The organism is Pedobacter agri (genome assembly GCF_032678665.1).
GTDB classification, from domain to species: domain Bacteria; phylum Bacteroidota; class Bacteroidia; order Sphingobacteriales; family Sphingobacteriaceae; genus Pedobacter; species Pedobacter agri_A.
This window is the reverse complement of sequence record NZ_JAVTSH010000003.1, coordinates 320700-346885: the sequence shown is the minus strand read 5'-3', so window position 1 is coordinate 346885 and position 26186 is coordinate 320700. Positions and strand designations below refer to the sequence as shown.

Annotated in this window: 26 protein-coding genes; 17 read left to right on the top strand and 9 right to left on the bottom strand. The window is 37.6% G+C overall.

Going from position 1 to position 26186, the window contains the following annotated elements; translation table 11 throughout:
* Window positions 1–4 precede the first annotated feature (4 nt).
* Together R2Q70_RS08045 and R2Q70_RS08040 are read left to right on the top strand one after the other, a co-directional pair.
* A complete protein-coding gene (locus R2Q70_RS08045; protein ID WP_316807100.1) occupies window positions 5–997 on the top strand; it encodes an FAD:protein FMN transferase in 993 nt (330 codons plus the stop codon).
* 25 nt (window positions 998–1022) lie between these two features.
* Complete coding sequence (locus R2Q70_RS08040; protein ID WP_316807099.1) at window positions 1023–1949, top strand: hydroxypyruvate isomerase family protein; 927 nt, start codon at window positions 1023–1025, stop codon at window positions 1947–1949.
* 329 nt (window positions 1950–2278) lie between these two features.
* Here the strand turns inward: R2Q70_RS08040 and R2Q70_RS08035 are convergent, their stop codons facing one another.
* From R2Q70_RS08035 to R2Q70_RS08025, 3 genes are all read right to left on the bottom strand, one after another.
* Window positions 2279–3769: an alpha-amylase gene (locus tag R2Q70_RS08035; RefSeq protein ID WP_316807098.1), complete on the bottom strand. Its 1491-nt coding sequence runs from the start codon at window positions 3767–3769 to the stop codon at window positions 2279–2281.
* Window positions 3770–3940: 171 nt separating this feature from the next.
* The gene (locus R2Q70_RS08030; RefSeq protein WP_316807097.1) at window positions 3941–4573 is read right to left on the bottom strand and encodes a Uma2 family endonuclease; all 633 of its coding nucleotides are present in this window, start codon (window positions 4571–4573) and stop codon (window positions 3941–3943) included.
* A 28-nt stretch (window positions 4574–4601) separates the two neighbouring features.
* The gene (locus R2Q70_RS08025; protein ID WP_410478363.1) at window positions 4602–6575 is read right to left on the bottom strand and encodes a heavy metal translocating P-type ATPase; all 1974 of its coding nucleotides are present in this window, start codon (window positions 6573–6575) and stop codon (window positions 4602–4604) included.
* A 519-nt stretch (window positions 6576–7094) separates the two neighbouring features.
* On the opposite strand from R2Q70_RS08025, the gene R2Q70_RS08020 reads away from it, so the two are divergent.
* Window positions 7095–9131 carry a M13 family metallopeptidase gene (locus R2Q70_RS08020; protein WP_316807096.1) on the top strand — a complete coding sequence of 679 codons (2037 nt, stop codon included), beginning with the start codon at window positions 7095–7097 and terminating at the stop codon, window positions 9129–9131.
* Between the two features lie 205 nt (window positions 9132–9336).
* Window positions 9337–10113, top strand: a complete 777-nt coding sequence (locus tag R2Q70_RS08015) for a DUF2625 family protein (RefSeq protein WP_316807095.1) — start codon at window positions 9337–9339, stop codon at window positions 10111–10113.
* 35 nt (window positions 10114–10148) lie between these two features.
* Here the strand turns inward: R2Q70_RS08015 and R2Q70_RS08010 are convergent, their stop codons facing one another.
* Complete coding sequence (locus R2Q70_RS08010; RefSeq protein WP_316807094.1) at window positions 10149–10487, bottom strand: MmcQ/YjbR family DNA-binding protein; 339 nt, start codon at window positions 10485–10487, stop codon at window positions 10149–10151.
* Between the two features lie 193 nt (window positions 10488–10680).
* On the opposite strand from R2Q70_RS08010, the gene mnmD reads away from it, so the two are divergent.
* Both mnmD and R2Q70_RS08000 read left to right on the top strand, forming a co-directional pair.
* On the top strand, window positions 10681–11349 hold the full coding sequence (gene mnmD, locus R2Q70_RS08005) for a tRNA (5-methylaminomethyl-2-thiouridine)(34)-methyltransferase MnmD (RefSeq protein ID WP_316807093.1): 669 nt from the start codon (window positions 10681–10683) through the stop codon (window positions 11347–11349).
* A 274-nt stretch (window positions 11350–11623) separates the two neighbouring features.
* The gene (locus tag R2Q70_RS08000) at window positions 11624–12571 is read left to right on the top strand and encodes an aldo/keto reductase (protein WP_316807092.1); all 948 of its coding nucleotides are present in this window, start codon (window positions 11624–11626) and stop codon (window positions 12569–12571) included.
* A gap of 51 nt (window positions 12572–12622) precedes the next feature.
* Here the strand turns inward: R2Q70_RS08000 and R2Q70_RS07995 are convergent, their stop codons facing one another.
* Window positions 12623–13138, bottom strand: a complete 516-nt coding sequence (locus R2Q70_RS07995) for a hypothetical protein (RefSeq protein WP_316807091.1) — start codon at window positions 13136–13138, stop codon at window positions 12623–12625.
* A 141-nt stretch (window positions 13139–13279) separates the two neighbouring features.
* Here R2Q70_RS07995 and R2Q70_RS07990 point away from each other — a divergent pair, with 141 nt between their 5' ends.
* Genes R2Q70_RS07990 through R2Q70_RS07970 form a run of 5 tightly spaced genes read left to right on the top strand, consistent with a single transcriptional unit; the run spans window position 13280 to window position 16402 of the window.
* Window positions 13280–14389 (top strand): AI-2E family transporter, encoded by a 1110-nt coding sequence (locus R2Q70_RS07990; protein WP_316807090.1) that lies wholly within the window; start codon window positions 13280–13282, stop codon window positions 14387–14389.
* 3 nt (window positions 14390–14392) lie between these two features.
* Window positions 14393–14689, top strand: a complete 297-nt coding sequence (locus R2Q70_RS07985) for a hypothetical protein (RefSeq protein WP_316807089.1) — start codon at window positions 14393–14395, stop codon at window positions 14687–14689.
* A 36-nt stretch (window positions 14690–14725) separates the two neighbouring features.
* Window positions 14726–15175, top strand: coding sequence for a hypothetical protein (locus tag R2Q70_RS07980; protein ID WP_316807088.1), 450 nt, complete (start codon window positions 14726–14728; stop codon window positions 15173–15175).
* A gap of 10 nt (window positions 15176–15185) precedes the next feature.
* A complete protein-coding gene (gene mazG / locus R2Q70_RS07975) occupies window positions 15186–15992 on the top strand; it encodes a nucleoside triphosphate pyrophosphohydrolase (protein WP_316807087.1) in 807 nt (268 codons plus the stop codon).
* Window positions 15993–15994: 2 nt separating this feature from the next.
* A complete protein-coding gene (locus tag R2Q70_RS07970) occupies window positions 15995–16402 on the top strand; it encodes a hypothetical protein (protein WP_316807086.1) in 408 nt (135 codons plus the stop codon).
* Here the strand turns inward: R2Q70_RS07970 and R2Q70_RS07965 are convergent.
* Window positions 16399–16773: a YchJ family protein gene (locus R2Q70_RS07965; RefSeq protein ID WP_316807085.1), complete on the bottom strand. Its 375-nt coding sequence runs from the start codon at window positions 16771–16773 to the stop codon at window positions 16399–16401. The genes R2Q70_RS07970 and R2Q70_RS07965 overlap by 4 nt on opposite strands.
* Window positions 16774–16849: 76 nt before the next feature.
* Here R2Q70_RS07965 and R2Q70_RS07960 point away from each other — a divergent pair, with 76 nt between their 5' ends.
* A complete protein-coding gene (locus tag R2Q70_RS07960; protein WP_316807084.1) occupies window positions 16850–17656 on the top strand; it encodes a tRNA pseudouridine synthase A in 807 nt (268 codons plus the stop codon).
* A gap of 46 nt (window positions 17657–17702) precedes the next feature.
* Window positions 17703–18113, top strand: coding sequence for a hypothetical protein (locus R2Q70_RS07955; protein WP_316807083.1), 411 nt, complete (start codon window positions 17703–17705; stop codon window positions 18111–18113).
* Between the two features lie 89 nt (window positions 18114–18202).
* Here R2Q70_RS07955 and gyrB read toward each other — a convergent pair whose 3' ends face one another.
* A complete protein-coding gene (gene gyrB, locus R2Q70_RS07950; RefSeq protein WP_316807082.1) occupies window positions 18203–20161 on the bottom strand; it encodes a DNA topoisomerase (ATP-hydrolyzing) subunit B in 1959 nt (652 codons plus the stop codon).
* A gap of 580 nt (window positions 20162–20741) precedes the next feature.
* On the opposite strand from gyrB, the gene R2Q70_RS07945 reads away from it, so the two are divergent.
* Both R2Q70_RS07945 and R2Q70_RS07940 read left to right on the top strand, forming a co-directional pair.
* Window positions 20742–21341, top strand: coding sequence for an OmpH family outer membrane protein (locus tag R2Q70_RS07945; RefSeq protein ID WP_316807081.1), 600 nt, complete (start codon window positions 20742–20744; stop codon window positions 21339–21341).
* A gap of 63 nt (window positions 21342–21404) precedes the next feature.
* A complete protein-coding gene (locus R2Q70_RS07940; RefSeq protein WP_316807080.1) occupies window positions 21405–21884 on the top strand; it encodes a nucleoside deaminase in 480 nt (159 codons plus the stop codon).
* Window positions 21885–21924: 40 nt separating this feature from the next.
* Here R2Q70_RS07940 and R2Q70_RS07935 read toward each other — a convergent pair whose 3' ends face one another.
* A complete protein-coding gene (locus R2Q70_RS07935) occupies window positions 21925–23844 on the bottom strand; it encodes a redoxin domain-containing protein (protein WP_316807079.1) in 1920 nt (639 codons plus the stop codon).
* Between the two features lie 107 nt (window positions 23845–23951).
* Between R2Q70_RS07935 and R2Q70_RS07930 the strand changes: the two genes are divergently transcribed.
* Window positions 23952–24722: an EcsC family protein gene (locus R2Q70_RS07930; protein ID WP_316807078.1), complete on the top strand. Its 771-nt coding sequence runs from the start codon at window positions 23952–23954 to the stop codon at window positions 24720–24722.
* Here the strand turns inward: R2Q70_RS07930 and R2Q70_RS07925 are convergent.
* Window positions 24719–25120 carry an RNA-binding S4 domain-containing protein gene (locus R2Q70_RS07925; protein ID WP_316807077.1) on the bottom strand — a complete coding sequence of 134 codons (402 nt, stop codon included), beginning with the start codon at window positions 25118–25120 and terminating at the stop codon, window positions 24719–24721. The genes R2Q70_RS07930 and R2Q70_RS07925 overlap by 4 nt on opposite strands.
* 242 nt (window positions 25121–25362) lie before the next feature.
* On the opposite strand from R2Q70_RS07925, the gene R2Q70_RS07920 reads away from it, so the two are divergent.
* Complete coding sequence (locus R2Q70_RS07920; RefSeq protein ID WP_316807076.1) at window positions 25363–26181, top strand: 2,3,4,5-tetrahydropyridine-2,6-dicarboxylate N-succinyltransferase; 819 nt, start codon at window positions 25363–25365, stop codon at window positions 26179–26181.
* Window positions 26182–26186 lie beyond the last annotated feature (5 nt).

Sequence of the window (26186 nt, the reverse complement as noted above, 5' to 3'; positions counted from 1 at the left end):
GAACATGATGGTTAAAACCTGGTTTCTTTGTCTGCCTTTCATTTTCAGCTTTTTTCTATTAAACGATCAAAAGCAGTATAAAATCCATGGATTTGCACAGGGAACCGATTATACCATCATATACTACGCAACTGATAGTGTGATTACCAAAAATAGTATCGATAGTTTGCTTGGTAAAATTGATCAATCGATGTCGTTGTACAAAAAAAACTCGCTTATCAGCCAGTTCAATTCTGCAGAACATGAGATAGAAACGGATTTGTTTCTAAATGATGTTTTAAAAAGAAGCTTCGAAATCAATGAAGATACAAAGGGCATTTTCGATATCACGGTTGCGCCTTTAGTTCAAGCCTGGGGTTTCGGCCCGATAGAGAATAACATAGTTCCTAGTGATCAAAAAATAAAATCGATATTGACGTGCGTTGGAATGAAAAATCTGAAGCTGGATAATGGCAAACTAACGAAAACTAAACCTTGTGTTCAAATCGATTTAAATGGAATTGCCCAGGGGTACAGCGTAGATTTAATAGCAGCATACCTGACCAAAAAAGGTATTATAAGTTATGTAGCGGAGTTAGGCGGTGAGATTAGGATATCTGGTCCAAAACCAGATGGAACGCCAATGAAGATCGGCATTGAAGGCCCTGACCAGGATGGAATTCCGGTAATCAGACACATTGCGGTACTTAACAGCGGAGCAATTACCACTTCAGGTAACTACAGGAAGTATCATCAAAACGGAAACAAAAAGTTTTCTCACCTGATTGATACCAAAACAGGTTATCCTATTGAAAATGAAATGATCAGCGTAACTGTTTATGCCAAAAATGCAATCACCGCAGATGGTTATGACAACGCTTTAATGGGTATGCATTTAACGGAGGCCTTAAGTTTTGTAGCCAAACGAAAAGATTTGGAAGCCTATTTTGTTTATCATAAAAAAGATGGTTCTGTTGCAGATACTTTATCAAGCGGATTTAAGAAATTAATAAATTAAGCTGTACACGTAATTAAGCCAACAAATGAAAAGAAGTGAATTTATAAAAAACAGCCTGCTCACTGCATCTGCAATAGCCTCGGGGATTGGTATCACCGATTCTTTCGCAGCTGAAAAAGCTGGCGGCAAAATGGCTGACAAGCCTTTTAACATGGATTACGCCCCACACCAGGGCATGTTTGCGAACCATGCCGGAAAAAATTTCCTCGATCAGATCCAATTCATGTATGATAAAGGTTTTCGTTCTATTGAGGATAATGGATTTTTGGGCAGATCAGTTGATGAGCAGGAAAAGATTGGCAATTTATTAGCTAAACTTGGCATGCGGATGGGAGTTTTCGTGGTTGACGGAGGAGATAACTGGAAAACATCGTTAACAACCGGAAAAAAAGAGTTTAAAGATAAATTTGTAGAAACCTGTAAAAAGTCAGTCGAGGCGGCAAAGCGATGTAATGCCAAATGGTTAACCGTTGTACCCGGGTTTTATGAAAGGAATTTACCTTACGGAAATCAGTTTGCAAACGTAATTGATGCGATGCGGGCAGGTGCCGAAATTTTTGAACCGCATGGATTAATTATGGTTCTGGAAACTTTGAGTGATACGCCCGAACTTTTCCTCCAAAAAACGAATGAAACTTATGCAGTTTGCAAGGCGGTAAAAAGTCCGTCATGCAAAATTCTTTACGATATCTACCACATGCAATGCACCGAGGGCGACTTAATTAAAACCATTGATCGCTGTTGGGATGAAATTGCCTATGTTCAAATCGGAGACAATCCTGGAAGAAAGGAACCAACAACCGGAGAAATCAACTACAAAAACATATTTAAGCACTTACACCGTAAAGGTTACAAAGGTGTAATGGGCATGGAACACGGAAATTCAAAACCAGATAAAGCTGGTGAATTAGCTGTTATTCAAGCTTACCGACAGGAAGATAATTTCTTGTAATTTTTCGAACTCGAGATTGCAAATCCCGACCAATATTCACGACATTTCGAAGGTCGGGATTACAAATCCCGACCAACAATCGATTATAAATCCCAACCAACATTCATCAAAGTGTTAGTCGGGATTTGTAATCCCGACTGTTGAACTACGGATTTGTAATCCGCTATTAAACAAATTTAATGTTAGTCGGGTGTTAGTCGGGATTTGTAATCCCGACTGCTGAACTACGGATTTGTAATCCTACCGTTAGTCGGGATTTGTAATCCCGACTGTTGAACTACGGATTTTCAATCCGCTATCAAACCAAACTAAATCGCAGCGATTAAAAATTAATCGTTTTTCAAAACCCAAACGGAAACACTCCCCGCATCACAATGAAATTCTGCCCAGCCATTTTCATCGATGACAACCTCCTGTTCTCTATGACCTAAAGCATCTACAAAAGTTTTTCCAGCGAAATTTTGTCCGACTTCCATCTTTTTAAATCCTTCATCGCCTGTACTTAGTAATACAGCAATTCCGCTATTTTCATGTTCCTCATCTCCTGCCCTGGTCCAACCTACACAATTTGAATGATCGAAATAATCGCGTTGTTCTCCATAAGAAAGGTTAGCCCTAACTTTGCTCATCGTTTCCAAACCTGGCAAAATCGCTAAATCAATATGTGTATCTTCTCCCTCTGGATTTTTATCATCGTAAATTCCACCATATAAATCTGGGAAGAACAGGCATGGAATTCCTTGCTCTCTTAATAAGATAATGGAATAAGCTATAGGTCTGAACCAAAATTCTACATAACTTTCTAAAGCCTGTAGCGGCTGAGAATCATGATTATCAACAAAGGTAACTGCCAATTCTGGCGAAATAGAAATCAAGGTATTGTCGAAAATGGTACGCATGTCAAATCCATTCCCATCTTTACTGGCGAGGAAGAAATTATGGTGAAGCAGCGAATCGAAAATTTGAGTTTTGCCCTCCATCAACCTGAGATATTCTTCCTGAGATTCGGTATTTTCGACATTCCAGTCTTCAGCAACAATAAAAAACTTACGCTGATATTTCTCTTCCAAATGATCAATCCACTCTTTGATAAAATCAGGATTGATGTGTTTAACTGCATCTAGCCTGAATCCATTGATATTGGTGGTTTCTACCAGCCATTCTCCCCAATATTTAAGTTCCTCAACCACAGCACGGTTTCGGTAATCGATATCGCTAAACATGAGGTAGTCGTAGTTGCCGAGTTCAGTTGAAGGAACCTCTTCAAAACCTTCGCCCACGTGATTTTGGATAGAATAAATGGCTGTTTCTTTTAAATCTTCGGCCCAGTCAACACCACTAAAACATTGATGATCCCAAATAAAAGTTGAATATTTACCTGCCCTGTTCGGGAAGGTGAATTTAGTCCAGGCTTCAATTTCGAAAACATCACTTGTAAATTCGTTCCTGTTATCAGGATTTACTGTTCTAACTGGCACTTTTTCCAGCTCATCGCCACCAGCTTTATGGTTAAAAACAATGTCGGCCAAAGCAGAAATTCCCTGATCTTGCAAAGCTTTTATGGCGTCCATATATTCCTGCTTTGTACCGTAGCGTGTATTAACACTTCCCTTTTGGTCAAATTCGCCTAAATCGAACAAATCGTAAACATCGTACCCAACTGAATAACCACCAGTGCTCGCTTTATAAGCAGGCGGCAACCACACTCCCGTTACTCCAATTTCATTAAGATGCGCAGCCTCTTGTGCTACTTTAGTCCATAAATTTTGTTCTTCGTTATAATACCAATGGAAATATTGTATAATCGTCTGATTTTGCATTAATCTAAATTTTAAGTTAAGATAACATGGATTTAGATTAATTGTTTTATTGGAATTCTTCCTCCAGGGCGCCAAGTATTACTTTCCGAAAATAGGATAGGTAAAAGTTCAAAAAAGATTTTTGGCTGAGAAAATAGCTTTGCGAAATATTGGTGTGGGTAATGCTAAACTTTAATCTAAATCTGCAAAAACATCATCCAATAGCAATTCGAAGCCAGGCAAAACAGATGAGGTGATTGTTTCACTTAAGGTAAATATTTTTGATGGCTGAAATTTGCCCAGATCATTTAAGGTGTAAATTAAAATACTTTGATCGCTTTGACTTACCACCCAATATTCCTTTACGCCAAACTCTTCGTAAACCTGATATTTATGTAGTAATTCCATTTTGGTATTTCCGGGTGATAAAATTTCCACAACAATATCCGGAGCACCGACACAGCCACGAAAATCAAGTTTGCTTTTATCGCAGATAACGCAAATATCAGGTTGTAGCACCGTAAACACATCTTTATCTTCTTTACTTTCTTTTGGAAAACGAACATCGAAAGGTGCACAATAAACTCTACAAGGTTGTTTTTTAAGAAAATTTATTAACGGATTTGAAATGTTTCGGGAAATTTCTTGATGAATTCTTGAGGGTGCAGGACTCATCTTAAAGATTTTCCCTTTAATCAATTCAACCCGGTCATCAAAAAGCCAATTTAAATAGTTTGCGTAGCTGTAAGTTAAAGATGCATCAATATCATTAAATTCCCGAACAGGTTCATTCTTTAAGATAGGATATGGAATCGGATCAGCCATAACCAAATATACTAAAATCTATAGTAAGTTAGAACTTCATTTTTTGAATTCTAACAGCATTCAAGATAGCCAGCAATGCCACACCAACATCTGCAAAAACAGCTTCCCACATGGTTGCCAAACCTCCGGCACCCAAAATTAACACCAGTGCTTTTACAGCGAAAGCCAGCACGATATTTTGTATCACAACATTTTTTGTAGCCTTGCCAATTTTAATTGCTGTAGCAATTTTTGAAGGTTGGTCAGTTTGAATCACAACATCTGCGGTTTCAATGGCTGCATCGCTACCCATTGCGCCCATTGCCATGCCAATATCGCTAATGGCCAATACCGGCGTATCATTAATACCATCACCAACAAAAGCAACTACCCTGGTTTTATCCTGTTTTAGCTCTTCTAACTTTGCCACTTTATCTTCTGGTAGTAAATCGCCGAAGTATGTAGTTAAGCCTAGAACGCCAGCAACTTTTTTAACAATGGATGTTTTATCTCCACTCAACATTACCACCTGTTTTACACCATTGGCATGCAGTTGTTTAATCGCCTCCGCAGCATCTTCTTTTATTTCATCAGCAATTAAAACGTAACCAGCGTATTGACCGTCAACGGCAACCACAACAATACTTTCTTCAATTGTTGCAATTTCAGGATCAAAGCTGATGTTAAATTTTTCGAGAAGCTTCACATTACCAGCAAGAACAGCCTTACCTTTTACTGTTCCCTTCAGCCCCATTCCCGCTATTTCTTCAATATTTTCTGCAGGATGAATTTCATTTTCACCAGTATATTCTACAATTGCTTTTGCAATTGGATGCGTAGATTTAGCTTCAACAGCGGCCAGCAGACTCAACAATTCTTCCTGATTGATCTTACTTTCTACTTTTTGAACCTTAAAAACACCTTTGGTGAGTGTTCCGGTTTTATCCATTACAACGGTATTCAGTTTGGTAATTAAATCTAAAAAGTTGGAGCCCTTAAATAAAATTCCATGCGCAGATGCTGCACCTATTCCACCGAAATAGCCTAGCGGAATCGAAATCACCAAGGCACAGGGGCAGGAAATCACCAGAAAAACCAATGAACGATATAGCCAGGTTTGAAAATGATAATCGCTGCCCAAAACTACGATTGGTAAGGTTACTAAGGCAAGTGCCAAAAAGAAAACAATTGGTGTATAAACCTTCGCAAATTTTCGGATAAATAGTTCAGTTTTGGCTTTCCTGGTCGTGGCATTTTGAACCATTTCAAGGATGCGAGACAATGCACTATCGGCAAAAGCTTTGGTGACTTGTATTTCGATAACTTTATCCAGATTCAGCATTCCAGCTAAAACATTTTCGCCTTTATTGATACTTTTTGGTTTGCTTTCACCAGTAAGCGCCGAGGTATTAAAGCTGCTTTTCTCAGAAAGCATTTCGCCATCCAACGGAACCTTTTCACCTGCTTTAATTTGAATGGTTTCACCAATTTCAACTTTGTCGGGATTGACACTTTCATACTTGCCATTGCGAAGCACGTGAGCAACTTCGGCTCGAACATCAAGCAGTGCAGAAATGTTTCTTTTGGCCCGGTTTACTGCCGCCATCTGAAACAATTCGCCTATGGTATAAAAAAGCATTACGGTTACACCTTCGGGATATTCGCCTATGGCAAAGGCTCCGATGGTAGCAATTGACATTAATGAGAACTCCGTAAAAAAGTCTTTCGCTTTAAATGTTTCCCAAACTTCTTTTAAAACGGGAATACCCACTGGCAAATAAGCCACGATGTACCAATATGGCCTGATGATTTTAAAAGCTTCTAACTTAAAAATATTATCGAAGGCAATGCCAATGAGCAGCATAGCCAAAGTAACTATTGCAGGTAAATAGGTTTTAAGTGATGATGGATCTCCACCATGTTCATGGTCATGCTCATCGCCATTTTCGTGGCTATGGTCATGCTGGTGTTGGTGTGCCTTGCTGGTGCAACAGCTATCTTCTTTATGGTGTGGATGATTCATTTATTTATTTTTTGAAAAGCGCTATATTGCTTTTCGGTTTATTTTTCCTGCTACCATTTCTTCCAGTTTAACATCGCGATAACTTTGTCGGGTCAGGTAGCTAAAATAGGTGTACTGCTTTAAGTTAAATAAACCCGATTGACGCGAAAACCAAAAGCTTTTTCTGCTTTTGTTGTAGCAAAAAGCGGGACTTAAAATGCGATGAAGTGCTAAACTCTCATTTGCAAAGCTTATAAAAACATTAGCCTTTTACCAAAATTAACGCTTTATTCTGAATCATTCTTAATAATCAAAATTTTTACAAGCACACAATAAAAGATGTTAAAAAATGTTAATACTGTAATAAGATTCAAAAACCATGAAATCCTTAAAATTCCATTTCTCGCCTGCCGAATTCATCAGACGCCTCGGTTTAGCAAAAATTTACTACTGGTTTAACAAGTAATATTCTTAATATATTGTTCCAGTATTAATTAGTATTTCATAAATTTCGCTGTTATAACTAACTTAATTAAGCGAATGAAATACCAAAATTTGAAAAGATACTTTGCGGCACTGGGTATAGTCGCTGCTGGCTTTTCTGCAAATGCACAAACCACCAAAAAATTTATCGACCCTGCAAACATGGATTTATCCGTTAAGCCTGGCGATGATTTCTATACCTATGCAAGTGGCACATGGGTAAAAAACAATCCTGTTCCGGCAAAAGAAACACGCTGGGGTTCATTCAACGAACTTCGTGATTTCAATATCAACGCGGTAAAATCGCTTGTGGAAGAAGCTGCTGCTGATAAATCTGCACCGGCAGGATCAGTAAAACGCCGTGTTGGCGATTTCTTCGCCGCAGCAATGGATACTGTTGCCATCGAAAAATTAGGCTACACGCCAATTAAAGCTGACTTAGAAAAAATTAAGCAAATTAAAGATGTTCAGGGCGTTTTAGATCAGGTTGCTTACATGCGTGTGAGTGGCATTGGTAGCCCAATGTTCGGCCTTGGTGTTGGTCAGGATCGTAAAAACGTTAACAAATACATGGTTAACATTGGCCAGGGTGGTACTACTTTGCCAGATCGTGATTATTATTTGAAAGATGATGCCCGCAGTGTCAAAATCCGTGAAGCTTACGATACTTACATTACTACCTTATTTTCTTTAACAGGAAGTACGCCGGAAGAAGCAAAACAGAAGGCTGCAACAGTTTTCAAAATTGAAAAACAGTTTGCCGAAGCACAAATGAGCCGTTTGGAAATGCGTGATCCTTATGCAACTTATAATAAATTAACAGTTACAGAACTGAACAGCAAAACACCGGGAATAAACTGGTCAACTTATTTAACCAAGTTTAAAATTAAAGGGCAAGATACGTTATTGGTATCATCGCCGAAATTTATGACTAGCCTTGATGGCATGTTAAAATCGGTTTCTGTTGCTGATTGGAAAACTTACCTAACATGGAACGTATTAAAAAGTTCTGCAGGCAGTTTGAGCTCGCCGTTTGTTAAAGCAAGTTTCGCATTTACACAGGCACAAACCGGTCAAAAAGTGCAAACGCCTCGCTGGCAGCGCATGTCATCATTAACTGATGGCACCATTGGCGAGTTATTAGGTCAGCTTTATGTGGCTAAATATTTCAAACCTGAAGCAAAGGCCCGTATGGACGCCATGATTGTGAACTTACGTAAAGCATTCGAAATCAGGATTAAAGGTTTGGAATGGATGAGTGATGAAACCAAGAAAAAAGCGCTTGAAAAACTTGCAGCTTTCGAACCAAAGGTAGGTTACACCACCAAATGGGAAACTTATACTGGTTTAAACATCAACAGAGCTACTTACTTTCAAAACCTTCGTAACGCCAGCGTTTGGGGTTACAATGAAAACGTAAACAGATTGGGTAAACCAGTTGACCGCACCCGTTTCGGTATGACGCCGCCAACGGTAAATGCTTCTTATAGCCCAACAATGAATTCAATTACCTTCCCTGCCGGAATTTTACAATTTCCATTCTTTGATCCAAATGCGGATGATGCTTTGAATTATGGCGGTATTGGCGCAGTAATTGGTCATGAAATGAGCCATGGTTTTGATGATAGCGGAAGCCAGTATGATGCCAAAGGAAACCTAAAAAACTGGTGGACTGCTGAAGACCGCAAAAAATTTGAAGAAAAAACCAAAGCTCTAGGTGAGCAATTTGATGCATATACAGTATTAGATACCGTTCATGTTATCGGTAAATTAACAATGGGCGAAAACATCGGCGATTTAGGTGGTTTGAATGCAGCATACACCGCTTTCAAAATGACTAAACAAGGTCAAAGCAATGAGAAAATTGACGGTTTTACACCAGATCAACGTTTCTTCTTAGCCTGGGCACAAGTTTGGAGAGGCAATATTTTACCAGAAAGTGCTGCTCAGTTGATTAAAACCGACCCACACTCGCCTGGACCATACCGTACCATTGGTGCACCAGTAAATATGGATGCATGGTACAATGCATTTGATGTAAAACCTGGTGATAAATTGTACAAAAAACCAGAAGACAGAATTAGAATGTGGTAGTTTTAAGGTTAAGATTTTAAGGTTTAGGGTGAAGGGGTTTCATAAATCCATTAACACCTCAAAAGTTTTCATCCCAGAGAGGAACATCAAACCTATAATGCAAACGTCCCGATTATTCGGGACGTTTTTTGCGTTGAATTAATGACCGTCAATTCTGAAATTCCTAATTATCATTCTATCTTTGAGAAATTTAAGTTCCCTTCGCATGAATTCTATCGCCAAATCATTCTTTATCATAGCCTTGTCGTTTACCTCCTTATCCGGCTTCGCTCAGAATAACTTAATAAGTTTAGATGCGCTGATTAACAAGACCGATCCGGCCTGGCCTTTGGTAAAAAAATGGATCGAGTCTGCTAAAAATAAAGTAGAAGTTTTACCCGTTGATTCGGCGAAGGCAAAGGAAACTTTATATAACGCCCAGGTATCTACTTACGCAACTTTAGGCTCAGTAATTTATAATACTGGTGGTATTATGGTTGATAATGGCTGGATCAGGATTTTAGGATCAGGTAGCGAGCGGTTAAGCAGAGATGTTGCCAGCTGGAACAAGGAGAAAACAATAAAAGAATATGGCGACAAAATTCCTTATTTGTTAATCGCTGACGATGCCATTGGTGGCTTTTTCGCCATTAATTATGGTGGCTTGGGACCAGATGTAAAAAATGTTTACTATCTCGAACCGAACACTTTAACCTGGCAACCGCTTGGTGCAGGCTACGGAGAGTTTTTAGTTTTTTGTTTTGATAGCGATCTTAATAAATTTTACAAAGGTTTACGCTGGAGCAGCTGGGATCAGTTTATTGCAAATCTGGATGGCACTAAAACTTACAGTTTCCGCCCCTATTTATGGCAAAAAGATACTGATATAGAAAAAAGCAGCAGAAAGCTGGTTGGTATAGAGGAAATGTACCGTTTCAACATTTTAAAATCCAAAGAGCTTAATGCCGATGCAGGCATAAAAAAAGATGATTCAAAACAGTAAATGAACGGATTCGGCGGAATGAAACTGAATGAAAGTTAGGCGTATTTAGCTTGGGTTTTCTTTGGTAGCTTGGCTAAAACCAATGCTCTCGATTCTGCCACTCTTGCTTTTAACTCTTTATCGTTTAAAACATCAAGATTTTCAACCTGAATCCATTGCCGTTTGGCCAAATGATACGCCTGGGCAATTCCATCCCTGGCAGTTAATGCGTCGAAATCATCCGGATTACATTTGATAGAAAAGCTGCTTCCAGTATCAACATCTGCAATAACAAAGATTTTTTCCGCTATCATAAAACATAGGTGATCCCATTTCATGCCCTCAGTTGTGCCCGGCAGACTTAAACAATATTCTCTGAAAGATTCGATATCCATTTAGGGTTTAGGGTTTAGGGTTTAGGGTTTAGGGTTTAGGGTTTAGGGTTTAGGGTTTAGGGTTTAGGGTTTAGGGTAAACAATGCCGAATTTCACTATGTTTGCAAAATTGTAATTCTAAACGAAAGTAGTAATTCTCACAAGAATCTTGAAATCTCATCATCTTATTAATCCTGATCAAACTCCTTTGCAAATGAATATTATTACCCCAACTGCCGACGGTTCAAATACACTCTACAATGAAACCATTGGCGAACACTATCATAGCAAACATGGTGCTTTACAAGAAAGCAAACATGTTTTTATTGATGCAGGTTTAAAGTTTGCTTCGGCAGGAAAGTCAGATATTTCGATTTTGGAGGTTGGTTTTGGCACAGGCTTAAATTTTATATTAAGTTTCGAATATTGTACTCAAAATAACATCAAACTGGATTATACCAGTATTGAAGCCTATCCTTTAACGCTTGATGTAATTAACCAAACCGGTTATGCAGCATATGTTGCTCCTGAAATCTGGAATGACTTTACAACAAATTATGACCAGGCTTTAATAAAACCTCAAAATATATCTTCGTTATGCACTTTAGAAATTCCTCACACTACATTGGCAGCATTCAATGCTGATAAGAAGTTCGATGTGATTTATTATGATGCTTTTTCGGTGCAACATCAACCCGAAATGTGGAGCGATGAAATGATAACGCATGCTTGCAGTTTCTTAAAGCCGGGAGGCACTTTTGTTACCTATGCCATAACCGGAAAACTTAAACGTGCTGTGAAAGCAAATGGTTTTACCATTGAAAAGTTATCCGGAGCACCTGGAAAAAGAGAAATGTTAAGAGCAGTGAAAGCACTGGATTAATAGCTAAAGGAATTTTTATGAACGCCATGGCTGGAAAACTTACATAGTAGCCAGCACCGGTGTATTTAAACCTGGGTGTAGCGGCACCCTTTTAACTATAATCTTGAGCTTCAGCGAAAGATAGTTAAAAGGTATAGCGAAACACGGGCCTGATGCAAAAATGGAACGGTGAGTTGCTTTCCAAGCTTTTTAAATTATTTCTGACAAAAAACAGACTGCCTAAAGAAAACCAGGCTTTGCTTTGTATTGTTAAACCATGAATAAATTGCATATCATGGAAAAACGAATTTTAGGTAAAACAGATTTAAATATTGCGCCCATTGTATTTGGAGGAAACGTTTTCGGCTGGACAATTGACGAACAAAAATCATTTGAAATATTAGACCACTTTATTGGAAGCGGTTTCAATTTTATAGATACTGCCGATGTTTATTCGCGTTGGGTGCAGGGAAACAAAGGTGGCGAATCGGAAACCATTATTGGTAACTGGCTGAAAAATAACAACAAGCGTCAGGAAGTTGTTATTGCAACCAAAGTTGGTTCAGACATGGGAAGTGGTAAATCATTGCGAAAAGATTATATCATTAATGCTGTTGAGCACTCATTATCACGTTTACAAACCGATTACATCGATTTATATTTTTCGCATTTTGATGATGAAACAACGCCTGTTGAAGAAACTCTAAGTGCTTACGAAACTTTGATTAAAGATGGCAAAATCAGATGGATTGGTGCTTCAAACTTTTCGGCAGATCGATTGAAAGAATCGTTATTGGCTTCGGTAAACCATAATTTACCGCGATACGATGTTTATCAACCAGGCTATAATTTGTTTGACCGTGAGGAGTTTGAAAGAGATCACGAAAAAATTTGTCTGGAACATGGTTTAGGCGTAATTACCTACTATTCTTTAGCCAGTGGCTTTTTAACCGGAAAATACCGCAGCGATGATGATTTAAAGAAAAGTCAGCGAGGTGGTGGCGTGAAGAAGTTTTTAACAGAGAGAGGTTTTAAGATTTTGAAAGCTTTGGATGAAGTGGCGGCTAAACACCAGGTAGAGCAAGCTTCGGTAGCATTAGCATGGTTAATTTACCACCCATCCATTACGGCCCCCATTGCCAGTGTAACTGATTTAACCCAGTTAAAATCATTTACCGAGGCTGCCAATTTAAAACTGACCGCCGAAGATATTTCACTTTTAGATAAAGCTAGTATCTATTAAAAATCATCCATTATATTTAAATGCCCGATTAATAAAACAATTAATCGGGCTTTACGGATCGCCAGTAGTTTTACTCTCCTTATCTGCTATAAATATCATATATTTTGTTGGTCTGCCCCTATTATCTTCAACTGAAAGAATTTTTACTTCTATACTATTCTTTCTATAGGTATTCTTTGAAATGGTTAGATTTAAATTTTTCTCTGAACTACTTTTATAGCGTTCAAAATTCATCTTATTTTGTAACTGATTCTCCATTAAAAAGACTTCTTGTTTAGATGTGGGATAGAGCAATATTCTAACAATTTTTTTCTTTTCTATCGCAAACCATAATCGCTCATTATTTTTCGTATACTCGAACTCTTTTAATTCCTGTTCAGGCGCATCAGAAACCAATTTTTCTGAAATTTTCCATTCGTTATTTTTAAAGTAAATGGAAGCTTTTTTCAAAGATTGTGATTGGTATAGTTTAATCACATCCAACAATAGTGGCATAGATTTCTCTTGACTATGAGATTGAAAAGCATGAATAAAACCTAAAACTAATAGCAGTAAAATAGAACGCATTTTATGAATCTGGAAATAAAAATTATAACATTTCAACAAAATATGAAATATAAATTCATTTAGAAATAATCCATTATATTTAAATGCCCGATTAATAAAACAATTAATCGGGCATTTTGTATTAAACAGGATTAAAATGCCATGAGAGAAAAACTGACCTTCCTACCCAAGTTAGCACTTGTACTTTTTTGTTTAATTAGCCTAACTTACATCGCAATTTTAGGTCAAACCTTACTGGCCCCGCTCCTCTTTTCCTTTTTGATGGCGATTTTATTGCTCCCGGTTGGTAATTTTCTAGAGCAGCGATTCAGATTCAAACGAAGCCTATCTACTATTGTAGCCGTAATATTAATGATTGCAGTAATTGGCGGCATTATCTATTTCTTTGGAAATCAATTGAGCGATTTATGGGCAGATTGGCCACTTTTGAAGGAAAAGGCAAATGTTTCTTACCATGAATTACAGCAATGGATCTCAAAAACCTTTCATGTAAATTCTGAAAAACAACTCGCTTATTTAAACGATAGCACCGAAAAAGCCTTGGCTACCAGTGCAGCCATTGTAGCCACTACATTGGCAACATTGTCGTCAACCTTGTTATTTTTAGGATTCACATTGTTGTTTACATTCTTTATTTTAAATTATAGAAGGGTACTCTTTACCTTTTTAACTTCGGTTTTTAAAGAAGAGCACAAAGAGAAAGTAACTGAAATTGTTAGTCAAATTCAGTATATCATAAAAAAATACATCATCGGTTTATTTTTGCAAATGTTAATTGTAACGGTTTTAATGATTGCCGTTTTAAGTTTACTTGGTGTTAAATATGCTGTTCTATTAGGATTAGTAGCAGGAATTTTTAACGTAGTTCCGTATCTGGGAATATTTTTCGCCTTATTGGTAAGTTGCTTAATCACTTTTGCAACAGCTGGTGCTGGAAAGGTATTGCTGGTTTTGATTGCCTTTATTGGTGTCCACGCGATAGATGGAAATATCCTGATGCCGCTTGTAGTGGGTTCTAAAGTTAAAATAAATGCCTTGTTTGCTTTTATTGGTATTGTAGTTGGCGAAATGATTTGGGGTATTTCGGGTATGTTTTTATGTATCCCTTACCTGGCCATGCTGAAAATTATTTTTGATCGTGTGGATACGCTAAAACCGTGGGGCATTTTAATGGGCGAAGAACACAAACCCGAGAAAAAGAAACGTGTTTACCGCATCACAAAAAAGATTAAATTAGAGGAAAAAGATTAATTGATGCCTGAAAATAGGTCGCCTCATATTTTAAGTACATCTGCCAATTTGCTTGGGATATGTTTCATCGTACTCACTTCTTTGAAAAAACTAAACCTGGTAGATGATTCCTTAATCGATGAATTTGCCGTTGCAGCGGTGATGTGTTTTATGACAAGTTGCATCTTATCTTTCATCTCCATGCGAAGAGAAAGAAATGAAAGCCAGAAGCTGGAGAAAATTGCTGATTTTGTGTTTTTATCAGGATTGATCATTCTTTTTGTAGCTACAATTTTAATTGCTTTCAACCTGATCTCGTAATGTTATCGTCAGGCTTAAGTAGGTTATATCAGATTTATGAAACCCTTATTCGTTTTACTCATTGTTTATGTGGCATTGTTGGCTTTCGGTAGCCATAGCACATTTGATAAAGGAAACATATTTGCCGGTAACATTGCCATGAGCGTGATGTTGCTCTTTACAGCCATTGGCCACTTTAAGTTTAAAACTTCAATGGCGGCAATGATTCCACTATTCATACCTAAAAAAGTAGAAATTGTAATCCTTACGGGTATTCTTGAGATTCTTTTTGCTTTAGGCTTAGCTTTTGAACATACACGTTATTACACCGGCATTGCACTGATTGTATTCCTTTTATTCATTCTACCTGCAAACATTTATGCCGCAAAACATAAAATCAATTACGAAGATTTATATAAACCTGGCCCGGGTTTAAAATATTTGTGGTTCAGAATTCCTTTTCAGCTTTTCTTAATGGCTTGGGTTTGGTACTTTAGCGTTCGATAAATACTACAATATGCCTAATAACCCAATTCCTGCAACTGCCAATAATCCTGCTGATGCCTTCAACCGCCTGCTTACTGTTTTAGATACCTTGCGTACGCAATGCCCATGGGATAAAAAGCAAACAATGGAAACCTTAAGACACCTCACCATTGAAGAAACTTATGAATTAAGCGACGCGATTTTAGAAGGTGATTTAAATGAAATAAAAAAGGAATTAGGCGATGTAATGATGCACCTGGTTTTTTATTCGAGGATTGCTTCAGAAACCAATGATTTTGATATTGTTGATGTACTGAATGGCGTTTGCGATAAATTAGTCAACCGTCACCCACATATTTACGGGGATGTTGAGGTGCAAAATGAGGAAGATGTGAAACGTAACTGGGAACAGATAAAGTTAAGAGAGGGCAATAAATCTGTTTTGGCTGGAGTTCCGGCTTCTTTACCGGCATTGGTAAAAGCATCACGCATTCAGGAAAAAGCCCGCGGTGTTGGTTTTGATTGGGAAGATAAAAGTCAGGTTTGGGAAAAGGTAGAGGAAGAATTACAAGAGTTTAAAGCAGAATTTAATGTTGCAGATCACAGCGCTATTGATGTAGAAAAAGCAGAGTCGGAGTTTGGCGATGTACTTTTCTCTTTGATCAATTATGCAAGGTTCATCAATATCAATCCTGAAAATGCGCTGGAAAAAACAAATAAAAAGTTCATCAAACGTTTTCAGTACCTGGAAAGCAAGGCCCAGGAGAACGGGAAAGCTTTAGCAGATATGACCCTGGGTGAAATGGATATTTACTGGAACGAGGCGAAAAAATTATAAACATGGCTACTACAGAAAACGAAAATCAGCTTCCGAAAAACTTAAAAAACATTATTACTTTCAATGTTACCGCCACAAATTCTGTTGATGGCGGAATTATCCCCTGGGTAAATATTGGCAAGGCCAATGAGGATATATTAAATTTATTAGATGCCGATGAAATTGTAATTCCTGAACATGAAATCACCGTTTCAATTGATCATCCTTTAGCCACACCAACCTCATTTAATTTATACTCATCTATTGGATTTTCAAGAAAGCTGTTACTGATAGAAATCAGGGAGAAATTTTTAGCCTTATCGCAAATAGCTGACGAATCATTTGATATTTCTGGTTTGGATTTAGTTGCGCTAGATGTGTATCAAACTAATGCGGGTAAAATAGAAATCATTTTGGATATCGATTTTTAATAGAAAACCCCATCAACATAATACCATTTTCCATCTTCGAGTTTGAAATTCGATTTTTCGTGCAACACCTCTGTTTGGAATTTTTTATTTAGATAATAGGCCTTGAATTCTACCTGATCAAAAAACGTGGAAATAATTTCGAGTTTAAGCCACCTGGTATTTTTTGCACTCATCAAATAAGCTTCTTTAGCATTCCCTTTGCGTTTGCTTGCATGTGTGGTTTCAAACAGATAAGCTGCATCTGCCATTACAAATGCCGAATACCTCGAACGCATCAAGGTTTCAGCAGTTGGCGCAATACTCGCTTTTAAATGGTATGGTTGACAACAACGCTCATAAGGCAATCCGGTTCCGCAGGGACAAATCATCATTCTATTTTCAGGTATCAACAAAATTAGGATTAAATATTTGCTCTGCTAAAATTTCCGTAAAATTGCAGCTAAAACCATGAGATATTTCTTTCACATCGCCTATCAGGGGCAACACTATAATGGATGGCAAAAGCAGCCAGGTGCGATTAGTGTGCAGGAAGTTATCGAGAAAGCACTATTCAAAATTTTCAAAAGCAACATTCCGATAGTTGGATGTGGAAGAACGGATGCCCATGTCCATGCCAGTCAGTTTTTTTTTCATGCAGATATTGAAGTAAAATTTGACTTCGATTTACTTTACCGGTTAAATAAAACTTTACCGCAAAACATTGCCATTTTTGATATCATTGAAATGGATGGATTGCCTCATGCCCGCTTCGATGCAGTTCAGCGCAAGTATGATTATTTCCTGCATACCTACAAAGATCCGTTTCTGGCCAATCAAAGTTCGTTTTATTTAGAAACCGAATTCAATCTGAATAATATGAAAAAGGCTGTTGATCTTTTACCAAAATATAAAGATTACAGGGCTTTTTGCACACAGCCAAACAAATACGAACATACAATTTGTAATGTAATGGAAGCCGATCTATTTATAAATGCAAAAGCCGACAGGATACGTTTTCATATCGCGAGCAATCGTTTTTTAAGTAAAATGATCCGAATTTTAATGGGAAAACTGATCAAAATTGGGCAAGGCGAATTGTCGCTGGATGAATTTGAAAATCTATTGATCAGCTTAGAAACGCCTCGAACTTTAGATCCAGCTCACCCAACAGGTCTTTATCTCTCGAAGGTAACTTACCCTTATCTAAATTTAGAACCGAGAACCGAGTTTTTAACGGCAACTCAAGGAACAGATTGGTTTTCGGTGAAGGTGTAGCGCTTTGAACCTGAGTTTCGTTTTACGATTAAACAATTACATAATTATGAAACTATTCGCCTACATTATTTTTGCAGCCTTATTGGGCATTCTTGGCTGTAAAAAGAAACATCTTGAAAACGATTCGAATATTGAATTCGCATTGAATCAATCCAAAACAATTAATGATGCCACCTTTACAGTTTCCAATATTACCGATAACCGTTGTCCAATAAATGCTGACTGCATTACGGCTGGTAAAGCCGAGGCCTATTTAACTGTAAAATTAAAAGGAGAAACAAAAGATTTAACTTTATGTATTGGTGGCGATTGTAACCGATCTGGCGTATCAGACCAACAAACTTTCACTATTGCGAGCACCAATTATAAGATAAAACTACTTGAAGTAAGTCCGTACAACAATTTTGAAAAGGCTGTAGTGAAAAAGACAGTAAAGTTGCAGATCGTTAAAATGTAATTGCACATTGTCATAGAAAACAAAAAACCTCTTCAAGTTACAACTCGAAGAGGTTCTATATTAGATTTTTGCCTTAAGCTTCAGCTCAATTAAGCATCAATTTTTGCATATTTTGCGTTACGTTCAATAAATTCTCTACGTGGAGCAACTTCATCACCCATTAACATTGAGAAAGTATGGTCGCATTCTGCTGCGCTTTCTATGGTTGCTTGCAATAACGTACGGGTAGCAGGATTTAAGGTTGTATCCCAAAGCTGCTCGGCGTTCATCTCACCCAAACCTTTATAACGTTGAATGTGTACGCTATCTTCTTTACCGGCTCCTTTTAAACGTTGTACAGCAGCATCGCGTTGTACATCGTTCCAGCAGTATTCAAACTCTTTACCTTTTTTAACCTGATAAAGTGGTGGCGATGCGATATAAACATAACCTGCTTCGATTAAAGCCCTCATGTAACGGTAGAAAAATGTTAAAATCAAAGTCGTAATGTGTGAACCATCAATATCAGCATCCGTCATGATTACGATTTTGTGATAACGAAGTTTAGTCATGTTCAAAGCCTTATCATCTTCCGGTGTACCAATGCTTACGCCAATAGCGGTAAACATGTTTTTAATCTCATCATTTTCGTAGATTTTGTGCTCCATCGCTTTCTCCACATTCAAAATTTTACCTTTCAAAGGTAAAATCGCTTGAATATTTCTATCGCGACCTTGTTTGGCGGTACCACCCGCCGAGTCACCCTCTACTAAATAAATTTCACATTTTTCAGGATCACTGTCAGAGCAATCGGCAAGTTTACCTGGCAAACCAGATCCACCCATTACACTTTTGCGCTGAACCATCTCGCGAGCTTTACGAGCCGCAGCACGGGCAGTAGCCGCCAAAATTACCTTATTGATAATCATCCTGGCCTCTTTCGGATTTTCTTCCAGGTAAATACCCAAAGCCTCTCCTACGGCAACGTCAACTGCACCCATTACCTCACTGTTACCCAGTTTGGTCTTGGTTTGTCCTTCAAATTGCGGCTCCTGAACCTTTACTGAAACCACTGCAGTTAAACCTTCTCTAAAGTCATCACCAGTGATTTCCATTTTCAGGTTTTTTAACAAGCCCGATTTATCAGCATAAGCTTTTAAAGTACGTGTTAAACCTCTACGGAAACCAGCAATGTGTGTTCCACCTTCGTGGGTATTGATGTTGTTTACGTATGAGTGAACATTTTCCGAATAACTATCATTGTATTGGAAAGCCAATTCAACCGGAATACCGTTTTTGATTCCTTCGATATACACGGGATCAGGAAGGAAAGATGCTCTCGTTCCATCTAAAAACTTCACAAATTCTCTTAAACCGCCTTCTGAGTGAAATACTTCAGATAGAAATGATCCATCTTCCAACACTTCACGTTCATCAGTTAGTGTTAACGTAATGCCCTTATTCAGGAAAGCTAATTCACGCAAACGACTTGCTAATGTATCGTATTTATATTCAGTTGTTTGTGTAAAAATGGTAGCATCTGGACTGAAAGTTACAATGGTACCACGTTTATCAGTAACACCGGTTTCCTTAACATCGTATAATGGTTTACCAATGTTGTATTCCTGCATCCAGATTTTACCTTCACGGTGAACCTCTGCCTTTAAATGTGTAGATAAGGCATTTACGCAACTTACCCCCACACCGTGTAAACCACCAGAAACCTTATAGGTATCTTTATCAAATTTACCACCTGCGTGTAAAACCGTCATTACGATTTCAAGCGCTGATTTATTTTCTTTTTTATTGATACCGGTTGGAATACCACGACCGTTATCTTCTACTCTTATTGAGTTTCCTTCTAAAATCCTAACATCAATCGTATCTGCATGACCAGCTAAGGCCTCATCAATTGAGTTATCTACAACTTCGTATACCAAATGGTGTAAACCTTTAACACCAGTATCACCTATATACATCGAAGGGCGCTTACGCACCGCTTCTAAACCTTCTAAAACCTGTATATTATCTGCCGAATAATTTGACTTTAAATCTTGTTCTTCGCTCATATATTAATTAAAAACTATAAGTATCAAAAATACGGAAATTTTGGCACATACACTAATATGTGGATAAGTTTTGACCTGTTAATAGATTGACGAATAGTTGTCTTTAAGTTGTTTAAATGAGGTTTGAAATGCAAAATCTGCATTTTAATTATGGCTGCTATCAAGGCTGCGTCACGGCAGGATGCAGCGGACATAATTGTATTTTCGCCCAATGCTTTCATCTACAAAACATCCCATCGGGACGTTTCCTCGGTATAAAAAAACGTGTTTTTTTCGTTTCGTTCCGTAAGAACGTTTGATGGTTTGCACCATGCAACTGCAAATTTAAGCACCGGCTGAGCCATTTAAACCCGATATAAGCGAACACGGAGCAAGCAGCTTTTTCAGCTGTTTGTGTAGTAAAGCGGTTAGCGGGAGTAACTGTTAACATAAATTACTGCATTTGCTTTTCAAATAATATTTGGCAATTAAACTTCGTTATGGAAACGGTAAACGATTATTATTGAAAAGTTTATGCTTTAAAACTATTATTGCATACTTAATTATCATTTTTATCTTTGCTAAAATTTATTAAACAATAATGGAAAGAAGAACCTTTAAAACCTTTGGTTTATTTGCTACAGCTGCATTAATTACAGCTTTTTCTGCATGCCAAAACAAAGAAGCTAAAACAACTGAGACTAAAAAAACAGATAGCACTACCGCAACAGTAGCACCTAGCGAGAAAATTGTATATGTAAATTCAGATTCATTACTTACGAAATATGAATATTTCAAAGATTTGAAAGTGAAATTTGAAGGCAAAACCAAAAATGCTCAGGCAGATATGCAAGCTAAAGGTCAGGCTTTCCAAAGAGAATTGGCTCAATATCAACAATCGGCACAAACTTTATCAGCCGATCAACGTAAATCTACAGAAGAGCGTTTAGGACGTAAGCAACAAGAATTACAAGCTTACCAACAAAATGCTGGTGCGGCTTTACAAAATGAGCAGGCAGCTGAAAACGAAAAACTTTACGATAAAGTGGCTGACTATTTGAAAGGTTATGCGAAGGAAAAAGGTTATAAAATGGTATTAACTTACTCTAAAGGCAATAGCGCAATTTTATTTGCTGATGAAACTTTAGATGTAACTTCTGAAGTGATTAAAGGCTTAAATGCGCAATACACTAAAAAATAATCAAATAAAAACTTTAAAGAAATGCTCCGATAATCGGGGCATTTTTTTTGCTTAAATTTTAGCATGGAGAATACACAACACGAAAAATTTATGAGAATGGCCATTGCGCTATCTGTACAAAACGTTACGGAAAGCATAGGCGGACCATTTGGGGCAGTTATTGTAAAAGACGGGGAATTTATTGCAGGTTCTGCAAATAAAGTAACCTCAACAAATGACCCCACCGCCCATGCAGAGGTTTCGGCAATTAGATTAGCCTGCCAGGAATTAAATACGTTTGATTTAAGTGGTTGCGTAGTTTACACCAGCTGCGAGCCCTGCCCGATGTGTTTAGGCGCAATTTACTGGTCGAGAATTGAAACCATTTATTATGCCAACACCAAAGTTGATGCTGAAAATATTGGCTTTAGCGATAAATTTATTTATGATGAATTGGATAAGCCTATGGATAAACGTTCCTTACCTGTGGTACAAATGATGCGTGATGAAGCAATGGAAGCGTTTTCGTTATGGGGTGATTCGGCTATGAGAATAGATTATTAGAAAATGGGTTCAGTAAGGAATACACTGAACCCATTTTTTATTATTTACTGGTTTCTTTCGGTAATAACAAACCAACCATTGAATCAATTTCTTTTACTACACCATCATCCGAACCAGAAAAACCAATGGCTTTAAATCTAATATTTCCATCGCCATCAATGATAAATTTGGTTGGAATGCCCTCTACTTTATAAGCACTTACAATATCAAATTTTGATGGATCTTTAGTGTTTTTAGTATCATACAAAACATTAAAATTCAGTTTTTTCTCCGCAACAAAATCAGTCACAACTTTTTCTCTGTTTTCTTCGTTTTGCCATGTGTTAACAAACAAAAACACCACATTTGGATTAGTTGAATATTTGGCAAGCGCCTTCTGCATACCTGGGAAAGAAGCAACACAAGGCCCGCACCAGGTTGCCCAGTAATCTAAAATAACCACTTTACCTTTGAAATCCGACAGGCTAACCTTCTCTCCTTTTAAGTTAACAAGTGAAAACGCAGGCGCAGGAATGTTAATCATCTTTTTTGTCCATTCTGCTTTAGCTTTTTCTAAAGCCTCTTTCTCTAAATTTGAAGCATATGTTTCATAGGTGCCTGGTTTTTTTAATTTCGTGTAGAGCATTTTAAATTCGCGTTTTAATGAATCGCTTGCTTTGCCATCCTTAAATAGTTTTTCTGCTTCCACATAAGCCTTTTCATCTTGTCCGTTTTTTATCAGGTAAGTCACTAAACGACCAGATCCATCAGGAGAAGGGCCTGATAACTCAATAGCCTTTTCCTGTAGCGACAAAGCTTCTTTAAAATTGCCTTGATGGTATTGCAACAAAGCATAAGTGTCAGCATACATGCCCCAGGTTCTATCCAAGGTTTTCAAATAATCTTCTTTTGTATTATAAGAAGCTGGTTTTTGATCGTTTTTTGCTTGTTCAACCAATGCTAATGATTCTTTTGAAAGTTTCGTAGCAAGTTCGATGTTTTCTTTCTTCTCTGCTGATGGCCATGCAAATGAATTATAAAGCCCCGCTCTTGAAAGTTTGCTGTCAATTTTATTGGCATAAAGCTCAAACTTTTCATAGTTTTTAGCCTTACTTGCGGCAGAGGCAAGAATGTTATACACCGAATTTATTTTATTCTGATCCGCTTTCTTGGTCAGGTCAAATTTATATTTCGCAATCAATTCATTTGCTTTTTGCTCCTGCAGGTTAAAATCTTTTGTGGCGTAAAGGCTGTTCATATCCTGGCCATAGGCATAGTTACCAGCTGGAAATTTTTTTAAGGTAATGGCTTTAACTGAATCTGCCTGCGGCTTTTGCTTTAGCAGGGTATAAAGTGAAGTTGTAGCAACCAAATCTTCTTCCTTAGGATCTTTAATGTTTGCCAAATTTTTAATCGTCTCATTAATCAGTTTTGTACCTACCTCTTTATCGGCCTTGTACTCCATCGACAAATAAGAAGAAAGATTTTTCTTTTTCAATTCAGGTTTTAATGCAAATGCTTGTTTATAAAGAGATGCTGATTTTTCAGGATCAAGCGTTAATCCCAAATAGTAATTACCTGCCAATCCATAAAGAAATGCTTCGTTGATGTAGGTCTCAGGAGAAATTTTCCCCGCTTTAGTGTACCGAATGATATAGCCTTCTGGCGCTTCATCTTTTTGATCGCCGGAAGAGAAAGCAAGTCCAACCAATGTAGTACTGTCAGATGTAGTGATCTCCCCTTTGTATAATTCCCCATCCTTTACCAACTCTATCTTTGCAGCCTTTGGATTGGCCGAGGAAAAAAAAGTATAACTTGAACACTTTATGTCGGTTAGGTTTTGCAAATTGGTTCCTTTTGGCTGGTAAGTAAATGTGACTTTACCGCCGGCGGCTGGTTTTTCGGGAGAGAATTTTACCCCTTGAGCCTTCACAACTGCTGCAAAAATTATTAATAAAAAAAGAAGTTTTAATGTTTTCATAATGAAAGATTTAAATGAGAATTTAAGATAACTAAATATATAGTTTATATTTCAAAATATCAATATCTATTAAAATTTTAAGGAACAATTTTTGAAGGATATGCGGTATGACTTACGAGCAAAAAATTACTAACGATGTAGACTTCTGGAAATTTAAAATTTTACAGAAACCATCGCTTTTTAACCAGGTTACTAATACTGTTCAGAAGAAAATAAATAGCTACATACCCGAAAAGGTGCATAACGCCATCACTACAGCGATAAAGCAAATGGTTAAAGCAGTACTTTTTGGCTCTACATTTACCACCTCCAAACCGATACTCGATTTAACTTTAATGCATCGCGAAGCATTAATTAAACAAAAGATTGAAAATTATAAAAAAACAGGTGCTGCCGAAGGTGGCATAACGGGTGCTGGCGGTTTTTTAATGAGCCTGGCCGATTTTCCTTTATTACTAGGCATTAAAATGAAAATGCTTTTTGATATTGCAGCAGTTTACGGCTATGATGTTAAGGATTACAGAGAACGCTTGTTTATCCTCCATATATTTCAACTGGCGTTTTCGAGTAAAGAAGAAAGCAAAAGCATTTTTGTCAAAATGCAAGATTGGGATAATCAAGCACATCAGTTGCCAACCAATATCGATGAATTTGACTGGCTAACCTTTCAACAACAATATCGCGATTATATTGATTTGGCGAAACTGGCTCAAATGCTACCTTTTGTTGGCGCAGCCGTGGGTGCCGTAGCCAATTACAAATTGATTGATAAGCTTGGCAAAACAGCCATGATGAGCTACAGAATGCGTTATTTCAATGTACAATATGGAGTGATTAGCGCTGAAAAAATTGAAAACCGACAACTGAGAATCGATTAATCTTCATCATCAAACATACCACTGATCAGATCGTCGGTTTCTCGCCTGTCTTTTTTAGTTGGCCGTCCGCTGCCGCGATCACGTTTCAAACTCGGTGCATGGAAGGCAGATTTAAAAGCATGTGTTTCTTCAACTGGTGTTAAATCTTTGTATTTCGTAAGCGCTGTTGGTGAATCAGTTCTGTTGTAGGAAAACTCCACCACTTCAATCACTTTTTTTTCAATTCCTTTTGATACCTGGTAAACATCACCAATCTTAACAATTGCAGATGGCTTAATATTCTGGCCCTTCAATTTTACCCTACCCGCTTTACAGGCATCGGTAGCCAAACTTCTGGTTTTAAACAACCTAATTGCCCATAAATATTTATCTATCCTAAGTTTCTCTGCTTCTGCCATAATTTGTTTTTTGGTTGATTCGGTTTTTGTTAGTTAGATGAAACTAAATTCGAAACACTAAAACGTTAAAATCTACACCACAAAGTTAAGGAACCATAATTTAATAAACCAATCATCTGGATAAGCATCGAATTTATACCGTGACACATATGCAAAAAGCAAACAATTAAAAAGCAAAAAACAAAACAACTCAACTCAAAACCAAAAAAATTGAGTTATTTTGCGTAAAATTTAAAAACATCATGTATTCAGATTTAAAGAAATTAATTGAAGCCGCTTGGGAAGATAGAACCCTTTTACAGTACAGTAACTATTGCGAAGCCATTGAAACCGTAATTTTAGGGTTAGATAAAGGTGAAATTCGCGTTGCTGAACCTGTTTTAAACTCTTGGGGCATTAATGAATGGGTAAAAAAAGCGGTTATTTTATATTTCCCGATTCGTGAGATGAAGGAGATTAAAAGCGGGCCGTTTGTTTATCATGATAAAATGGATTTGAAAACAGATTACAAAGCAACAGGTGTTCGTGTGGTACCAATGGCAAGTGCTCGTTACGGCTCATTCTTAGCCAAAGGCGTGATCATGATGCCATCGTACGTAAACATAGGTGCTTATGTTGATGAAGGTACAATGGTTGACACCTGGGCTACCGTAGGTTCATGCGCTCAAATTGGAAAACGTGTGCACCTTAGTGGCGGCGTAGGTATTGGTGGTGTATTAGAGCCTGTTCAGGCAGCACCGGTAATTATTGAAGATGATTGTTTCTTAGGTTCGAGAGCAATTGTAGTTGAAGGTGTAAAATTAGAAAAAGAAGTGGTTTTAGGTGCCAATGTTGTTTTAACAGCATCAACTAAAATTATTGATGTTACTGGCCCTACGCCGGTTGAATATAAAGGTGTGGTTCCGGCACGTTCTGTTGTTATTCCAGGAAGTTATACAAAATCATTCCCGGCAGGAGATTACCAGGTTCCTTGTGCTTTAATTATCGGCAAACGTAAAGAAAGCACAGATAAAAAAACTTCCCTTAACGATGCGTTAAGAGAAAATAATGTAGCTGTTTAAGCTTA